Here is a 17,170-nt window from a genome sequence, read left to right as displayed (position 1 = left end):
TTACAATTTTTCTGGGATCCGTGGTGCTTAAGAAATACTTGCTTAATTTTTTTGGTATGTCCAAACTTGAATCCTCTGCTCACATACGGTTGCTGTTGCCGCTTTTTTCAGTTTTTTTATTGACCAATTGCGCGTCCCTTTACCCTTTCGGTGCAAGCCAGAACGGTCATTATTTCGGAGGGCAGGGTAACTCTATTACTCCTTCAGTCTACATCCCCAAGGACATTCAGCGTGAAGAGTCGGTCTTCGATCAACGATCGGGAGCTGGTAAAAAGCAAACCGTTATCTCTTACCCGTGAAACGCTTTAAGCGCCCTTCACATGGGGAGATTAAAAAAGGTTTGCAGGTCATATTTAAGCCAAGGGCGGCGACCATGCGGAGCGGAGAGGGAATTGATCCAACTTTGCCCATGACGACACAGCCCAGCCAGCGTAAATTGGGATTCACAATTCTTGAGTCTTGCTTGATGTTGGTGCTGCTGACTGCCTTCTGCTTGGTAACTTTTGCTGTCATCAAGCGGGGGCCGACCAGTGTGCGGGACGCCGATAATCCCGAGTGGAAGAAGAAAGGCGGGGATGAATCCACCATCACCCTGCCGATATCAGGCGATACTCTGCTTCCTGATGTCGTGAGAGAGCAGACTGGTCTGGGTAGCGGCCCGCCTGCGAGGTCCCAGCCAGCGGAGAAGCCACGCGCCCAATGATGATTCAATGGCTTTCGACAGCCCAGACCCAAACACTGCTGCTGACCTGACCGGGCGCGGTGCGCCCACACAGGCGACGCAAATGGGACAGGTGGACCGCATCGCGTCTCGCCTGGGTGGTAAATTGATTGTCGCAGCAGAGCAGGGGGGATTGCTTAAGTTGATCGGTCGTTTTTTTCGCAGCCTCACGCTATGGCTGACCGTGATCTATTTTGTCCTCGGGGCTGGACTCTGCTTTGCCATGCACTTCGTGGGCGAGCGCAACATCACCACCGCCTTTTTGATTTATCTACCGCCGTCGCTCTGGCTTCTCCCCCTAGCGCCGCTCATGCTGCTCGGGCTGCTGTTTTACCGACGGTGTCTGATGGCTCAGATCGCCATGGGATGTTTGCTAATGCTCTGGCTGGGTTATCCGCTCGTCAGGCTCTCTACGGCGACGGGGGATGGGGGTGAGACCCATGAAATTTCAGTGATGACCTACAACCGAGGTCAGAATATGAGCCAAAGCCTGCAGCCGTTCAAGAACGCCACCCATCCTGACATCTTGGTGTTTCAGGAGGCGGGGGGGCGGGCGGCTGGGTTTCTGCATTCTCCAGATTATGCCGAGTTTGGCCATGCAGCGGATATTGGGGAGTTCACCTTGCTCAGCCGCTACCCGATTAAAGACCGCTCTCTGGTGCCTGCTGCGAGCTTGGGTAGCGCCAGGGCTGCACGGTTTGTGATCGATTGGAACGGCAGGCCCATATCAGTCTATGTCGTGCATTTGATGACCCCACGCGATGTGCTCGGTTTTTACATGAGGGGTGCTTTCCTGTGGGGTATCCTCGGGGTTCCGGGCACTCCCGGGGCCGAGAAACGCAGACACTACCAGACGTTTTGGGACCAGCAGATCAACGATGCCAGCCAGATCATGGCGTCCGTGCGCGCAGATGCCAATCCATGCATCCTCGCCGGTGACTTTAACGCGCCACACGTTGGCTATATCCACAGAATGCTGGCTGCGGAACTGGGCGACGCCCACGCGGCGGCCGGGCATGGGTTTGGCTTTACATTTCCCGGGGTGACTCGCAATCCTTTGAGTTTGGGCGGCCCCTGGATGCGCATCGATTATATTTTTTACGACCGACATTGGAAGGCGGTCGAGTGCCTCACTGAAAAGAAACGCCCTTCACAGCATCGGGCTGTAATGGCCAGAATGCGTCTCACAGGCGGAAGTTCGAAGCCGTAAGAAAAGGAAAAGCAGTCTGGATGCGGGCCACCCGCTTACGCGCGAGCAAACATGGTCACCGAAGGAAACAAGCGCCTGGAGATCTTCTGACGAAGTGGGGCTGGCAGCCATCCCACGGCGAGTTCGATGAGGTCGTTTACCCGATTGAGAAAGCGGCTGAAAACAGGTTTGCCAAAGCGATAGACGGAAGAGTGTGAAAACCCGTGTTTTTTCAAAAGATGCCGCATGTCGCTGCTGGTCCATTCTTGAAAGTGAAAGCAGACAAGCTCGTTGCCAAAATGGCGGGAGATGTCGTGCGGGCCTGAGTAACGATGCGGCGTGTCGAAGACATAAACCCCACCTGGCTTGAGCAAGCGGTGGGCCATCGCAAAATGGGCGTCAACGTCTTCGGGGTGCAGGTGCTCGAGAAACTGATAGCTGAAGACGACATCAACTGAGGCATCCGCCACAGCAAGATTATATCCGTCATAAACGATCAGTTCGAGATTATCCGGGAATTGCTCTCCCCCTGAACGTTGATCTGATATATCGACGCCCACCACGCTGTGAACCTCTTTGGCAACAGCCGCAGCAAGTCGGCAATCGCCGGGGGCAAACTCGAGAAAAACGGAATCTTTGCGGAGGAACGGACGAAGCAATCGCATTTGAGATTCGACCTTCCGACGGCTGGACTCCGGCGTCTCGCGCCTTGTCAGTCTCGGGTGATCCGGCACTCGTTCAAACAGTTGGGTGTAAAGAGTTTTGAAAAGTTCGGTTCGCTCCTTTTGCGTTGACTGGCGCATTTGATGAGCAAGTTCCCTCTCCACTTCAAAGTGATGGCGGAGGCGTTCTGGCGTGCGTTGAACTTCGGAAGACATGGCGTTTATACGGAGGCTGGTTTGCAGCGGGTGGTCAGTTCCATGAAGCAGCGAGCGGCCTTCGTCCACGAATGATTCGTTTCGACTGCATTTCGCGCTTTTTGGGCCAATTCCATCGAGAATTTGCGGTCGTGAGCTAGGCTCAATAACAGAGCCGCAAAAGTTGCTGAATCGTCGGCAATGAGGATGTCTTCTTCATGAGTTACTGCCAGCCCTTCGGCTCCAATCGTGGTCGAGACAACAGGGACCCCCATGGCCATGGCTTCATAGATTTTGATGCGGGTGCCACCACCGGCTTTCAACGGAACCACGATGACATCACATTCCTGCACGTGACTCTGGACTTCCTCCACGGTGCCGGTGACTTCGATGCCGGGATCGTTGGTGGCAAGCTCGCGAATTTTTGCGGTTGGTTTGCGGCCGATGATTTTGAAGCGGCAGTCGGGAAGCTTTGCCCTGACGCCTGGCAGGATGTCCTGCACAAAATAAAGGGTCGCATCAATGTTCGGCATCCAGTCCATGGAGCCAAGGAATCCCATGACAAAGGGCTGGCCTTGCGCCCTGGGGGCTGCGGGTTGGAATGCATCCACATCGACACCCGTTGGGACGTGGCCCAGCACATTGGTCAGCTGGTATTCCGTGCGGGCGATTTCAGTATCCTCTGGTGAAACGGTGATGACACCTTCGAACAAGGCGGAAAGGCGGGCTTCCCAGTGATGCATCCGTTTGTATTGGATGCCAAAGTACCATCTTTTAACTGCTGAGGCCTGACTATCAGCGAGGCGCCGCCAGATCTGGGCCTCGATGTTGTGCTGAAAAAGAATCACCGGGCAACGAAACCTCAGGCCGAGGAAATTCAGAGCCGGAGCTAAGAAATCACAAATAACAAAATCAAACGATGGATCATTTGAGAGTTCGCGCAGCTTACAATGCAGTGCCTGGTCTTCGTAGCGCTGCAGTGCATAGGGACGCGTGGTGAAGATCGTGCTTTTGGCAAGGTCGAACCAGAAGCTCAGAGTACCCTTCGCGGGGGAGTGAGTTCGGATCCATATTTTCTCCGCTGCATAAGCAGCACTTTCTTCCTGCGCATGAAGCATCTCGCCTTCCGGTAAAAGAGAGAGATAAACAACGTGGTGCGCTTTGCTCATTTCTGTGAGCAAAGCGTGGGTTCTCCGTTTGCCCCCGGTGTCAAGAGGGAGGAGTGGTCCTGTTTTTACCCAGAGTATGCGCATGCGGTGGGAAGCAAAGTGAGAGTGGTTTGGGCGTCCCTCAAGCAACTTGTCCAACATCGGACTTTTTCTTCCAAAGGCTCAAGGGATCACGGCGACAGCGCAAGTAGGCGAACAAAGCACGGGCACAATTCCATTGGAGCATCAAGAAGCCAGCCGGCACCATGATCCACCGCGAACGAAGGCCTTTATAAGAACAACCGATGAGCCCTAGACTGTAGCAGAGCCCCTGTCCGGCCAGCAGCAGCCATATCAGCGGAGATTTGGGCGCGGCCACATTCAGAGCAAGTGCAGCAACCATCAGCCAGGGAACTGCAAGCCGGGCGTATTTATGCGAGAGCAACTGGATCCAGAGACGATTGCGCCAAGGCAACAGCCAAGTCGGAAACTGCTCCATCATTTGATAGTTGCCGAACAAAGTTCGTAACTTTCGCTCGGCCTCTTTGTCTGGATCGAGGGCTTGGGGGTCAAAGGCAAGGGACTCAGTGGCATAGCCTACGTGCCAGCCTTGCAGCGCTATTTGCATCGGCACCACCACGTCATCAAGAATCGTGCTCGATGGCAGATCAGTGAAAAGCTCCCTGCGAATGGCATAAATGGCTCCTGTGCAACCGATCACGGAATCGAAACGAGCTTCCCACTCCCTGAGTTTTGTCTCCATTCGCCAGTAAATGTCCACGCCCCTGCCGGCACCCGACTCAGATTGGGCGATGACGAGACGGCCGCTCGCCGCGCCGATGGTTGGGTCCTTGAATGCTTCTGCGAGCTTTTGCAGTGCGCTGGCATGAAAGGACTGACGTAAGTCAGCAAAGATGATGATCGGGTGCCGGGCGGATCGAACCGCATCATTGATCGCCGCCCACTTCCCCCGCTGGATCGGATGTGACAAAACGCGAACATTTCCTACCTCGGTGCTGGCCGCCAGAGCGGCGGAATCATCGTCGCAGCCATCACAGAACACAATGTACTCACGGTCACCATCCCATTCGCATGCATGGAGGTTTCTAAGCCGCTCCTGAATGCGACCCGCGCCGTTATGAATGCATAGCACGATGCTGATTGCGGCTGGCATGGGGTGTGTAGCCACCGGTTTCCGAGGGCGCCATCTCGCCAAAAAAAACATCCCGCAGGCATATCCGGCTTGGATGTAAACGATGGCAAGAAGAGTGATGGCCAGCAAAACTGTCATGAACGAAGCGTTCGAGATACCGCAGTGGCATGTAAAGTAAACATGCGTCTTGAACATCGGGCTAATCAGGGGCAAAAAACGGCATGTTCAAACCTTCGCACTTATCCCCGAACGCCCTGCTTTTGGAACGACCATGTTAAAGGCATTCGACAAATGGTTGTTGCCATGGCTGCGTCAAAGCATCGGCTGTTCCAAGGCGCCTGTGACCGATGTCATGCTGGCGGTGTGTGATCACTTCGAACCCTTTCATCACACGGACAAGGACGGGGCCATGCGGCGGATGAAGGCTTGGCACGACAGTCTTCCCGCCGTTACCGATGCGAACAGAGATCATGACGGGAGCGGTCCGCGGCACACCTTTTTCTACCCCGTTGAGCAGTACGATTCCGAGGTCGTGCAATCATTGGCGGCGCTTTGCCAGAAGACTCGGAATGAGGTCGAGGTGCATCTGCATCACGAGAATGACACCGCCGAAAATTTCGCAAGGTTACTTACACAAGGCAAGACCGATTTGCGCAAGCACGGACTGCTGGGCGGAAACGCGAGCGGAGAGGCCGCGTTCGGTTTCATTCACGGCAACTGGGCGCTGGACGATTCCGATCCTCAAGGAGAAGGCTGCGGGGTGAAGGGGGAGCTCGCCATTCTCAAGCAAACGGGCTGCTATGCGGATTTCACCATGCCTTCAGCCCCTCACCGGACGCAGACTCCGATTGTCAATCAGCTCTACTATTCTCGTAGTAACCTCAAAGGCTGTTCACATCATCAGGGCACGCGAGTTTCGAACGGTGAATCTGGCACACGGGGTTTGCGTGATAAAGATGATCACTTGCTGCTGGTTCAGGGGCCCCTCGGCCTGGATTGGCAAAGGCGCAAATGGGGCCTGTTGCCCCGAGTTGAGAACTCGGATATTACTTCAGTCAATCCTCCGACTGCACAACGCATGACGGGTTGGATAAATGCGGGAATCAGCGTGGCCGGGGCGGATGGCTGGCGTTTCGTGAAACTTCACACCCATGGCGGCCCGGAGCGAAATCATGAAGCCTTGATTGGTGACGCACGCCGTAAGTTTCACACTGATTTAACCGCGCTGGCAGCCAGTGCTGGCTTCCGATTACACTACGTGAGCGCACGAGAAATGGTGAATATTCTCCACGCGGCGGAAGATGGGAACAGGGGAAATGCAGGTGAGTGGCGCGACTACATTTACGGTCAGCCCCCGAGTCTGCAAAACGCGTGACCTATGGATCTTCTTTTTGTTTCCAATCTGTTTCCTGACGAGGCGGAGCCGTGGCGCGGCCTCGATAATGTGACGCTGTTGCATGCACTTCGGGATCTGGATGCCAGCCTGAGGATTCGCGTTCTAGCGTTCCGCCCTTCGATCACACACTTTGGCCGTGCTCCAAAGCGGCCGCGAGTTCAAGATGTCTGCTTTCACCCTGAATACTTCTGGACGCCCTATCTTCCAAAACTGGGTGGATTGAATCACTGGCTGTTCGCCCGCGTTCTTGCCAAAGCATGGACTTCACTTCCTGAAGATTTTCACCCACAAGCGATCCTTGCGCCCTGGCTCTTTCCGGATGCCTGTGCGGTTTCGCTTGTTGCTGCAAAGAAAAGTATTCCTGTTGTTGCCGTGGCTCAGGGATCAGATGCGCATCAGTATCTAGACATGCCCATGCGGCGCAGCGCCATTGTGGCGATGACGAAGAGGGTGAAGTCCGTTGTCACCCGCAGCAATGATTTGGAAAAGAGATTGATCAGCCATGGTGCCCGGCTTGGTGGCGTGCAGACGATCTATAACGGCGTGGACGTTCATACGTTCAGGCCCGTGCCTCGGCATGCCGCACGCCGAGGACTTGAACTGCCGCCGGATGAGCAGTTGCTGCTGTTCGTGGGCAATTTTCTTCCCGTGAAGGGGCTTGATCTGCTGCTCCAGTCCTTTGCATTGGTCGTCGCCCGAACGAGTAACCCCATCAAACTGGCGTTGATCGGTGGCGGTCCTTTAGAAAGTGCGCTGCGTAGCCAGGCGGAAGCTTTGGGCATTTCCAGCCGGCTTCTGTTTCTCGGACGTCAGCAGCCTTCTGAAGTTGCACGTTGGATGCAGGCTGCCGATGCCATCTGCATGACGAGCCACAACGAGGGCGTTCCCAATGTAGTGCTGGAATCATTGTCATGCGGACGTGTTCCAGTGTGCACGGATGTCGGCGGGATTGCTGAGATCATCGAACCGATCTTGGGACGCAGATTCCTGGTTCCATCGCGCGATGCCGAGGCCTACGCGTCAGCCCTCATGGATGCGCTGCAGAATTCGCCGGATGAAATGGGACTGCATGAATCAATGCAATCCTTCTCCTGGGAAAATTGCTCGCGGCAATATCTCGACCTGCTCACCAATCACCTCGCCTGATCTTCAGGCTATCCTGGAAGCGGGTTGGAGGTGGCCTTGCTCAGTGGCTATTTTCGCACTCATGACTGCCTCCAGCTGAGAGTATTTTTCTGACGCCTCTCCGCCAGAGTAGCGTTGGCGAGCGGATGGTTTTAACCCGCCGCCCAGAACAACACGCACGGTGTCGAGGAGGATGAGCAAATCGAAGACGACGCCTGCGTGTTTCAGGTAGTAGAGATCGTATTCCAATTTGCACTTCGAATCCTCGATGGAGGCTCCGTACGGGTAGCAGACCTGAGCCCAGCCAGTAAGTCCCGGATGGATCATGTGCCGCTCTTCGTAAAACGGGAGTGTTTCGCTGAGTTGTTTCACGAATCCTGGTCGCTCTGGACGCGGGCCAACGAAAGACATATCTCCCCTAAGAACGTTGATCAGCTGGGGGATTTCGTCGATACGGTACTTGCGCAGCAGGGCTCCACCGGGGAAAACCCGCGGATCCTTAAACGCAGCCGACCATACCGGCCCGGCTGATTCGGCATCAAGACGCATGCTTCGCAGCTTCCAGATTGTGAAGGGCTTGCCGAATCGCCCCACTCGTTCCTGAGTGAAAAACATCGGCCCCTCGGGAGAGAAGATGCGAACGATTGCCATGCCGACCAAGAGAAACGGAGCCAGCACGACCATGAGCACCAATGAGCTGATGATGTCAAAAAGCCGCTTCATTTTACTGAAATAGAGATTCCTCGAGCCTTTCTCTGAATAGAGCAGCCAGTTGAGTGAAACCAGATGCAGAGGAACGTAATGGAGGTGCTTTTCGCACACGTCGATCAAGGGCGTGCACGTGATCCCAAGATAGCGCAATTGACGCAGCCGAGTACGAATCGACCCGTTCTCTATGTGGGCTTCTGAAAAAACCAGACAGTCCAAATTGTATGTCTTCATAATCCTTGGGGCATCGTCAAGGCTCCCAAGGTAATCAGCTTCTTGAATTGAATCCGGGGAAATTGAAATTCTGCCTACCGGATGAACACCTGAAAGAGGCGTTTTCCGAATCCGCTGGTATTCGATCATCTCACTTTCGGATTCGACAAGAAAAGCAATGCGTCGCGGGGCGATCCTGTGCTTGTGAAATATGAACCAGTGATTAACAAGCAGCAGAGGATAGGAAAACAGACAGCCCAAGGCCATGAATCCTCGCCCGACGCGTTGATCAAAACTGATGTAGCCGCAGAGAGTGACGGCGATCAGAGCCATTAAAAAGCCAAATGTTAAAAGAACCAGGTGAATCCTAAACCCTGACCTTCGTTGGGACTCCACGGAGTACAATCCGAGGATGTAGGTGGTGCATACGAGCACAAGCGCCCCGATCACGATGGGCGGAGCAAAGCTGTCGATTCGCCACAACTCGGTGAAGCGAACGTAGTTTGCGATGCCATAGGCGGCTGCAAAGAGCAAAGCATCTCGCGCAGCTCGTTTCGCAATCGTCAAACTATGGGCTGTTCCGGAGGTGTGCATCTCAATGGAGCAGTTGAAGGAAAAGTGGGGTGATGAATTTTGGCTGCGGCGTTTTCCCCGGGATGCTCTTAGAGAACTCCAGGAAGATCGAATTCTTTCCCCAGCTTTTCATATGGGTTAATCGAATAGTATGCATCGGGAAATACCTGTTCACAATTTCCGTTACTCGGCCTTCTTTAATACGTGAAGTCCGAGCAGTCCAAAAGAGAACAGGATGGATACAGCCAGTACATGAACCCAAAACAGCAGATCATGTGCCATGTTTAAATTGACGAAGCCTTGCAGCGACCACTTTAACGTGACAAAACCGATCGTTCCAGCCATTAAGGTCATCAAGGACAGCAGCACAAAGAAAAGAACGCCTTCATCAAGGTGGATCAATTGCCGCGTCAAAGCCAGGGGGCGATCTTCGGTCCGAAGATAAAGCATGCAGCTGAACAAGTAGAACTGGGCCCCCATGACGCCTGCTAGCAGAAGCATCGCCTGGGAGTGGACGTCAAAAATGTGAAACTTGTCCAGAATGCTGATCGGGCCGGTGAAAAACGCGGCAGTCTGCAGAAAGGTTGCCAGCAGCAAGGCAACGATCCCGAGGAGTTCAAACAAGCGGGGCTTCTCCGAAAAGATAAAGAGAAGGTGGCGCATGCCATCCCTCCAGGTGCGCAAATGCGCCACGCGTCCCGGAGGTCCACAACGCAGACCGGAAGAAGTCTCAACGACGACAGCCTTTGCTTTGAGAGATTTAATCAAAAGTTCGGAGGCAAATTCCATCCCGTTCGAGCGGATATCCCACTTTTTGAAAGCCTCTTTTCGCAGGCAGCGGAAGCCGGAATTGCAGTCTGAGAGCCGCCCATGAAACAAGATGTTGATAAGCCACGTGAGCACCGGGGTTCCAAGGTAACGGTGCAGCGGTGGCATCGCGCCAGGCTCGATGCGGCCCTTCATGCGGGACGCGATGGACATGTCTGCATTATGCTTTTTTGCCGCGAGGTAAAGGGGCGCGGCATCTGCATAAAGGTAAGTGCTGTCTGAATCCGCAAACATCACATATTCGCCCCGCCCTGCCTCAATGCCGTTCCGTAAGGCGGCTCCATAGCCGCGCTCTGCCACAGGCACTACCCGGCAGCCCAGGCTGAGAGCGATTTCGCGGGAACGGTCGGTGCTTCCATTGTCAGCCACAATGATTTCGTAAGCGATGCCGCTCGGTGCCAAGCTTTCATTTACCTGCTGAATGCAGGCTGCCAAGGTGGCTTCCTCATTTAGGCATGGAAAAACAAAGCTCAAATCAGTAGCCGGTGTTTCTGAATGATTGTTTGTAATAAGCGGGAGAGTGCTGCTCATGGGCGGGCTTTGCTGCACCTGAATTCATTGAATGGCAAGCCTCCACTTCGACGTTTCTGAGTTCTCGGCGAAGCATTCAAGGGGCGATCTGATACGGGTGAAATGTTTCAACTTCTCAGAAGTGAGTCGCGGTGAAACTGCAGGCTGACTTCAGTGCTAAACATGAGTTACTGTTAGAAAAACTATAACCAACTAAATATCTATTTGTATTTAGCGGGGGTGTTAGGATCAAGGCAGCCTGCGATGAAAGCGGTGAAAGCGAGGAGCGTGAAGCGCGCTTGCACTCGCCTCGACCCACTTCTTAATAGTCGAACCGAATGATCGCCAGAACCTACTCAGCCACTCTTGTGGGCGTTGATGCCGTGGAGGTGGAGATTGAATCCTACGACAGTGGCGGAACCCCTAAAATGTTCATCGTGGGTTTGCCAGATGCTTCGGTGAAGGAAAGCCGCGAGCGTGTCACTGCCGCCATTTCGTCCTCTGGGTTCATGATGAATGACGGAGTGACCACCGTGAACCTGGCTCCGGCTGATTTGAAAAAGGAGGGACCGGGCTTTGACCTGCCCATCGCCATTTCGCTGATCGCACACCGGTCCCGCATCCCCATGGCGATGCTTGCCGAGACCGCCATGATCGGGGAGTTGGCCTTGAATGGCGAACTGCGAACGGTGCGCGGCCTGCTCGCGGTTGCGCTTGAAGCCAGGCGTAAAGGGCGCAAACGGCTGCTGGTGCCCAAGCGGGCAGCACTTGAGGCCAGCGTCGTGGCCGGCATCGATATCGTCGGCGTACAAAATCTCCGCGAGGTCGTGGACTACCTCAAAGGCGATCTGGAAATCGCACCCGAGCCCTGCCGTGCGACGGAGCTTTTCGCCGCCGTCTCCCACTACGACATTGATTTCAATGATGTGAAAGGGCAGGCCGATGCGATCCGCGCCATCGAAATCGCCGTCAGCGGCGGCCATGGGCTGCTGATGATCGGTCCGCCAGGCACCGGCAAATCGATGATCGCCAAACGCATCCCCACCATCATGCCGGGCATGAGCGAGGAAGAGGCCATTGAAACCACCAAAATTCACAGCGCCGCAGGATTGCTGGGCGAGGCCAGCGCCTTTGTTGCCACGCGTCCCTTTCGTTCCCCTCATCACACCATCAGTGATGCCGGTCTGCTCGGTGGCGGCAGCAATCCCGGCCCCGGTGAAGTCTCCCTCTCGCACAATGGCGTGCTCTTCCTTGATGAACTGCCTGAATTCCGCCGCAGCACGCTGGAAGTCCTGCGCCAGCCGCTCGAAGATGGCAAGGTCACCATCTCCCGTGCCGCAGGCTCCGTCACTTTCCCGGCCAAGTTCATGCTCGTCGCGGCGATGAATCCATGCCCCTGCGGCTACTACGGCGATCTCAAACGCGAGTGCCGCTGCGGCTCGGCGGTGATCCAGCGTTATCGTCAGCGCATCAGCGGTCCCTTGCTTGATCGCATCGATCTTCATGTCGATGTGCCGCTCGTTGATTACAAGGCGCTGGCTTCGCGCGAGGGCGGTGAAGCCTCTGAACCCATCCGCAAACGGGTCGAAACCGCACGCGGCATGCAGCATGAGCGCTTCGCCAAACATGCGGGCGTTCATACCAACAGCAGCATGACGCCGCGCCTCATCAAAAAGCACTGCGAACTCGATGCCGAGGGTGCGGGCTGTCTTGAGCACGCCATGAGCGAGATGAATTTCAGCGCCCGGGCCCATGATCGCATTCTCAAAGTGGCGCGCACTCTCGCCGACCTCGGCGGGCACGAGAAAATCACCGCCGACAACGTGCTGGAAGCCATCGGCTACCGCACCCTGGATAGGAAGATGTGGGCGTGATTTTCCGAGGAAACAGCGCAAGACAACGCCAGTTCCTGACAAATGCCCGCAAGAACTCCGCTTCCATCTCATGTATGGCATCAGCTTAAACCTAACCCCCATCATGATCCGCTCACTCCTCGCCCTCACCGCTTTCAGCCTTCTGCCTCTGACAGCCTCCGCACACTCACTCTGGATTGAAGAACTGCCGGACCATGCCGGTCTCGGCGTACGCTTCGCCCAGTGGGGAGACGAATACGAAGTCTCGCCAGGGCATCTCGATTCCTTCGCGCAGGTCTCCGGCTGGACACTCGACGACAAAGGTCAGCCGCAGGTCTTCGACGTGGTCAAAAAGAAGGATCACTTCTTTCTCGGCAAGGTCGAGGCCGGTCGCCCAGCCTTTGCTCAGGCTCAGTTCACCGTGCGCCAGCTCCATGACGACAAGCCAGCCCGTGCCCCCATCTTCTATTGCCGCTGGCAGCCCGAAGGCGCAGGTGCCGGTACGCCCGCGATGACGATGGATGTCGTTCCCACCGGCAAGCCCGGCGAAGCGCGGGTTTACTTCCGTGGCAAGCCCCTCGGCGGTGTCGAACTGCTGTTCTTCTCCCCCAAGGTCACGGATCAGAAAATTCAGGCCGATGCCGAAGGTTATGTGCGTGCACCAGACATCTCAAAGCCCGGCCAGTACTTGCTCGCCGTCGCTCGTTACTCCGAAGAACTCCCCGGTTTCTTCAATGGCATCCCCTTCAACATCACCAGCCACAGCGCCTCGCTGTATTGGACGGTCAAAGAAGCGAAGAAGTAAGACACTGCGGCAAAAAGCCTGGCTGTTGGCGCGATCTGCTAAACAGCCAGTGCATGGATGACTACTTACCGCTGCTCAAGCGGCGCACCCATTGCGAAGGCGGCACGCCTTTCTCCTCTGCAAAGGCTCGGCTGAAGTGCGAGAAGCTTTGATAGCCCACTTCGAGTGCGGCTTCGGAGACATTGCACTTACCCGTGGCGATCAGAGCCGCCGCCCGTTCAATGCGCACCCGCCGCAGCCACTGCGACAGCGTGGAGCCTTCGATCTGTGTGAAGGTGCGGCTCAGATAGCTCGGATTGCAGCCGACAGTCGCGGCCAGTTCATCCAGAGAGGGTGGCGCATCGATTTGTACCAGCATCAGATCCTTCACGCGCTGCACTCGCTCCTGGGCCACTCGCAGCGTACGGCTGATGGCCGTGCCTGCCTCGGCTGCCGTGTCATTGCGGAAGATGGAGTGGATGAAAAACTCGGTCAGACGTGCCGAGTCCAGCAACTGCCTGGCCTGCGAGCACAGATGCGGCGGCATGGCCCCACGTGCCCAGCCTTCATCCTCCTCCGTTAGCGGCTGTCTTAGCAGACTGCGGGCCGTACCGCTAATCAGCGGCTGAAATGCTTCGCCCACCTGCGATGTCACACCCTTCAAGATCAAGCGCAGCCAGGTATCAGGAAACACCAGCGTGAGGCATTCATGACGGTCTCGGCTGGCCAGGCGGCGGGCCATCTTCAAGTCCGCCGGACTGGCGCGCAGCCAGCAAGTCGTTCGCGGTGAAAGAGTGCTGCTGCTGCCATCGCTCCATCTCAGTTCAGCCTCACCACGAAAATTGAGGTGAGCCACGAGAGCATCTGCCGCCGTGGCCCCCGCCCAATCCTCCTCAATACGCTCAGGCATGGTGACCCATGAGCGAAAAGGAGGGTCTGGAACAGGGGTAGGCATTCTAATTGTGATTGAAACTCAATCTCAACATTTCATCGTTTATCCATTTTGGCTAGGTTCAGCGCCGATTATTTTGACTCCGCGACCTTAGGGATGCTTGCCTGCGGGCTTCGCAGGAGCGGGCTCGTCGGGCAGGGGGGCCGAGTCCGCAGCAGGCAGTGTGATGACTTCTGGCGGCGCCTTGACTCCTTTAAGGCTCTCCCCACCGATAGCGATGACCTTGCCAGCTCCGCCACTCAACAACCGATGGAAATACCGTGGATGGGCGAGCTTTGCGACTGCGACCCAAGCCTCACCGCGAAGTTCGAGCAGTTGGCCGGTCACTCCACTGGAAAACAGCCTGCCTTCATGTGCCACCGCCGCAAAACCAAATCCACCGATCTTCTCAGCGGGCAGCGCCGGTCCTTCACTCCATTTGCCCGTCGTCGTGTCGAGCACCGAGACTGCGCTCGTGGTCTTTTCCTCGTCGTTCATGCCGCCGATGGCATACACCTTCGTGCCGATAGTCTGCACCGCGATGGCCCGGCGTTTGAACGGCTGCGCATGGCTTTCCCAGTTCGCATCCGCCTTGCTCAGATCGAGGGTGACATAGGTTTCATGCCACACCGGGTCTTCTTCGCCTTCCATACTCCAGCCGCCGATGACATAGAGAGTGTTGCCAGAGACGATGCTGTCATGGCTGGAACGGCGCTGCGGCAGTTTCGGCAGAGGCACCCACTTGTTGGTGGCGATGTCATAACGCGCCGCTGTCTCGCTCGACCACAAGTCCTGCTTTTCTCCCTTTGCGTTGCGTGCAGCCATGCCGCCGATACGGATCACGCCATCCTTCGCGGCGATGAGGGATGCGCCCTGCGCGGGTTCATCTTTTGCCAGAGTCTCCCATTTGTCCGCACCCTGTTTCCAGCGAAACAAATCACCATGCACTTCATCACGGTTGTACTTGTGGCGCTTCCCGCTGTGGCCACCGTAAAAATACAACGAGCCATCGGGCATGCCTGCAGCACCAAAACTCGCCACACTCAGAGGCATCTCAGGCGGAGTGTCGCTCGCCCTCAATGCGGAGGTGAGGGAGAGCAGGAAAAGGGAAATCAATGGAAGAGCTTTCATACGGATAGCTGCGATACAACAGCTACGCGCCGCTGCTTGCGTTGGTTTGTGAAATACTGGCCCTGAAATGACATGTGCGCCTGACGCCCGAGATTAGGGGCTAATATTCAAAAACAGCCGCGTTGCCACTTTTCCCCCACATCTGGGTTGTGCATGACAAACGCGGTGATGAGACTCCAAATACCATGAAAATGATTTCCGCCATCCTCGCGCTGGAGCAGGTGCATCGGGCCATGAAATAAAAGTACTCCCGAGCTTCAGCTCGTTCTGGTTCTGGACGCTACAGTTTCCCCCCACTACTTCAGCACGCCGCCTCACGCAGCCAGTGCTTCCACTGGATGTGGTGCGTGGGCATCGCCTCCGGCCGCAGGCCCAGCCCAGCGCGAAAATTCCCGGCATCGTCATAGATTTCCAGGCAGAGAGATTCCTGACCGCGCACCTCGAAGCGTGTCACCCAGACTTCTGCCTGGCTCAGTTCACGCCGCAGCGTGAGTTGTGATGTTCCCGCGAAAAACGTCGTGCCGCAGCAGCAGTCCGCCCAGTGGGTCGGATACATGCCCACCGGCAGAAACACAGCATCATTTCTCACACCAATGCCCAGCGGCGCATCCGCCAGGGACATGGCGCGGATGAGGGGCATCACGGCTGTCTCTCGGATCTGCCACGCATGCCGCAGTCCGGCCAAGCCTAACGCACGCCGCCGCGAGACACCTTCCAGACCTGGGAAGGTGCTCGTCGGCAGCGTACGGCGCAGTCCCCCCCCAGAGACTGCGCACGGCCTGGGCGTCCGGCTCTGCTGCACCCAATGTCAGCGCAGCAGCAGAACCAGTTTGCCCAAAGGGAGAGATGTGCGGCGGCATGGCATGCCGGCTCACCAAATGTTCAAATGCAGCGAGGTCGCTGCGGTTCGTGACGAGCAGCTTCAGGCAGCCTTCGCCACTGCGGTCAAAGAATTGCAGCGCCGCAGTCTGCTGCCCGCCTTCCAGCGGTTCCAGTGTGGCGAGCACACCACCGAGCTTCGCCTGACAGATCTCCATTCCGCTCTCCAGGCAGATCCAGTCGGGAGACTCCGGCACCTTCTCAAACCGCGCAGCCTTGAGTGCCTCCGCTGCAGTGACCGGGTGAGAGGGCGCACATGCCATGAGCAATCCTATTTTGCCCAGCGCTGGCAGCAGCCGCGACCAGTCCGCGTCGAGCTGCACATACGCAGAGCCGCAGTCCTCATCATCACACCACATCTCCGACCTCATGCGTTCGATGTCGAAGATGCCAGGTGCGAAACTAAAGGCGATGCGGTGGGTGGAATGAGTCGGGTCCATGAGATTGGTAGGCCGCTTGATACGCCCGCGTCAGGAGACCTTGCTTTCGTTCCTTTGACGAAATCTAGCGGTCAAATGCGCTGCACCTCGCCATGCGCAAACCAGCGGCAGTATTAGTCAAGCCAGCCAAAGCGTTGACGCATGACTCACGGCTATGAGCGCATCGCCATGCAATACACCAATCTGCACACTCGCCTGAACTTTCGCCCTGATCTCAATCCCGCGCTGCTGCGCCGCATCGCAGACATCCGCCGTCGCAGCCGCAAAGCCCGCACGCATGCCGAAAAAATCGCCATGGCGGAGCGGATCGAACCCCGAGCCCAGCCACAACCATGAGCCGTCTCCTCACAGAGGCCGACCAGCGCTGCCTGTTTTATAACGACTGTGTACAGGCCCACCTGCTGGGACTTGATCGCCGATGTCCATGTTTTGAATCTTGCGCGGCAAATGAAACCGCCGTGGTTATCACCTTCGGCGAAGCCGCCGCCTATCTCGACGGCGCCGAAGTACTCCTGCGTTGCGGCGAGCGCCTGCGTGTGCCCGCCGCCTGCCCCTTGCGCCTCGTTGCGGCGGAGGCGGCTGATGTGCTGCTGCTCCGCAGTCCTGTCGCGATGAGCGCGGCGGCATGAACTCATCCTCTTTGCGCTCATTTGTGAAATACTGGCGCTGAATTGATCTGCTGCGCAATTCACCGCAAACGAGCGCCATTCTTGGTCATTCGAACGAAAGCG

General features: G+C 56.4%; 17 protein-coding genes. 8 read left to right on the top strand and 9 right to left on the bottom strand.

The features are described from left to right. Positions 1 to 295 precede the first annotated feature (295 nt). Both PSV43_RS01710 and PSV43_RS01705 read left to right on the top strand, forming a co-directional pair. Positions 296 to 703 (top strand): hypothetical protein, encoded by a 408-nt coding sequence (locus PSV43_RS01710; protein ID WP_300193037.1) that lies wholly within the window; start codon positions 296 to 298, stop codon positions 701 to 703. 91 nt (positions 704 to 794) lie between these two features. Then, a complete protein-coding gene (locus PSV43_RS01705; RefSeq protein WP_300193035.1) occupies positions 795 to 1,931 on the top strand; it encodes an endonuclease/exonuclease/phosphatase family protein in 1,137 nt (378 codons plus the stop codon). A gap of 35 nt (positions 1,932 to 1,966) precedes the next feature. Here PSV43_RS01705 and PSV43_RS01700 read toward each other — a convergent pair whose 3' ends face one another. Genes PSV43_RS01700 through PSV43_RS01690 form a run of 3 tightly spaced genes read right to left on the bottom strand, consistent with a single transcriptional unit; the run spans position 1,967 to position 5,089 of the window. Continuing rightward, positions 1,967 to 2,788 (bottom strand): class I SAM-dependent methyltransferase, encoded by an 822-nt coding sequence (locus tag PSV43_RS01700; protein ID WP_300193033.1) that lies wholly within the window; start codon positions 2,786 to 2,788, stop codon positions 1,967 to 1,969. Between the two features lie 5 nt (positions 2,789 to 2,793). Next, positions 2,794 to 4,020, bottom strand: a complete 1,227-nt coding sequence (locus PSV43_RS01695) for a glycosyltransferase family 4 protein (RefSeq protein WP_300193031.1) — start codon at positions 4,018 to 4,020, stop codon at positions 2,794 to 2,796. Positions 4,021 to 4,057: 37 nt separating this feature from the next. Then, the gene (locus PSV43_RS01690) at positions 4,058 to 5,089 is read right to left on the bottom strand and encodes a glycosyltransferase (protein WP_300193029.1); all 1,032 of its coding nucleotides are present in this window, start codon (positions 5,087 to 5,089) and stop codon (positions 4,058 to 4,060) included. Between the two features lie 166 nt (positions 5,090 to 5,255). On the opposite strand from PSV43_RS01690, the gene PSV43_RS01685 reads away from it, so the two are divergent. Continuing rightward, a complete protein-coding gene (locus tag PSV43_RS01685) occupies positions 5,256 to 6,443 on the top strand; it encodes a hypothetical protein (RefSeq protein WP_300193027.1) in 1,188 nt (395 codons plus the stop codon). Between the two features lie 3 nt (positions 6,444 to 6,446). Continuing rightward, entirely contained in the window at positions 6,447 to 7,610 is a 1,164-nt protein-coding gene (locus tag PSV43_RS01680; protein ID WP_300193025.1) for a glycosyltransferase, read from the top strand. Positions 7,611 to 7,613: 3 nt separating this feature from the next. On the opposite strand, the gene PSV43_RS01675 is transcribed toward PSV43_RS01680, so the two are convergent. Further along, complete coding sequence (locus PSV43_RS01675; RefSeq protein WP_300193023.1) at positions 7,614 to 9,104, bottom strand: sugar transferase; 1,491 nt, start codon at positions 9,102 to 9,104, stop codon at positions 7,614 to 7,616. 162 nt (positions 9,105 to 9,266) lie between these two features. Beyond that, entirely contained in the window at positions 9,267 to 10,442 is a 1,176-nt protein-coding gene (locus PSV43_RS01670; protein WP_300193021.1) for a glycosyltransferase, read from the bottom strand. A 317-nt stretch (positions 10,443 to 10,759) separates the two neighbouring features. Between PSV43_RS01670 and PSV43_RS01665 the strand changes: the two genes are divergently transcribed. Then, entirely contained in the window at positions 10,760 to 12,295 is a 1,536-nt protein-coding gene (locus PSV43_RS01665; RefSeq protein WP_300193019.1) for a YifB family Mg chelatase-like AAA ATPase, read from the top strand. A 103-nt stretch (positions 12,296 to 12,398) separates the two neighbouring features. Next, a complete protein-coding gene (locus PSV43_RS01660; RefSeq protein WP_300193017.1) occupies positions 12,399 to 13,079 on the top strand; it encodes a hypothetical protein in 681 nt (226 codons plus the stop codon). Positions 13,080 to 13,140: 61 nt separating this feature from the next. On the opposite strand, the gene PSV43_RS01655 is transcribed toward PSV43_RS01660, so the two are convergent. From PSV43_RS01655 to PSV43_RS01640, 4 genes are all read right to left on the bottom strand, one after another. Next, complete coding sequence (locus PSV43_RS01655) at positions 13,141 to 13,968, bottom strand: AraC family transcriptional regulator (RefSeq protein ID WP_300193015.1); 828 nt, start codon at positions 13,966 to 13,968, stop codon at positions 13,141 to 13,143. 132 nt (positions 13,969 to 14,100) lie between these two features. Then, entirely contained in the window at positions 14,101 to 15,105 is a 1,005-nt protein-coding gene (locus PSV43_RS01650) for a hypothetical protein (RefSeq protein WP_300193013.1), read from the bottom strand. A gap of 316 nt (positions 15,106 to 15,421) precedes the next feature. Further along, entirely contained in the window at positions 15,422 to 15,742 is a 321-nt protein-coding gene (locus tag PSV43_RS01645; RefSeq protein ID WP_300193011.1) for a hypothetical protein, read from the bottom strand. Continuing rightward, complete coding sequence (locus PSV43_RS01640; protein ID WP_300193010.1) at positions 15,699 to 16,439, bottom strand: ChuX/HutX family heme-like substrate-binding protein; 741 nt, start codon at positions 16,437 to 16,439, stop codon at positions 15,699 to 15,701. Before PSV43_RS01640 ends, PSV43_RS01645 begins: the two co-directional genes overlap by 44 nt. 141 nt (positions 16,440 to 16,580) lie before the next feature. On the opposite strand from PSV43_RS01640, the gene PSV43_RS01635 reads away from it, so the two are divergent. Beyond that, positions 16,581 to 16,775 carry a hypothetical protein gene (locus PSV43_RS01635; RefSeq protein ID WP_300193009.1) on the top strand — a complete coding sequence of 65 codons (195 nt, stop codon included), beginning with the start codon at positions 16,581 to 16,583 and terminating at the stop codon, positions 16,773 to 16,775. Beyond that, positions 16,772 to 17,068 carry a hypothetical protein gene (locus tag PSV43_RS01630; RefSeq protein ID WP_300193007.1) on the top strand — a complete coding sequence of 99 codons (297 nt, stop codon included), beginning with the start codon at positions 16,772 to 16,774 and terminating at the stop codon, positions 17,066 to 17,068. The genes PSV43_RS01635 and PSV43_RS01630 overlap by 4 nt, the downstream gene beginning before the upstream one ends. The last annotated feature ends 102 nt before the right edge of the window (positions 17,069 to 17,170 follow it).

It is taken from the genome of Prosthecobacter sp. (genome assembly GCF_029946185.1).
Lineage (GTDB): Bacteria > Verrucomicrobiota > Verrucomicrobiia > Verrucomicrobiales > Verrucomicrobiaceae > Prosthecobacter.
Note: the sequence above shows the minus strand (reverse complement) of the source record. Positions and strands in the feature narration are given on the sequence as shown.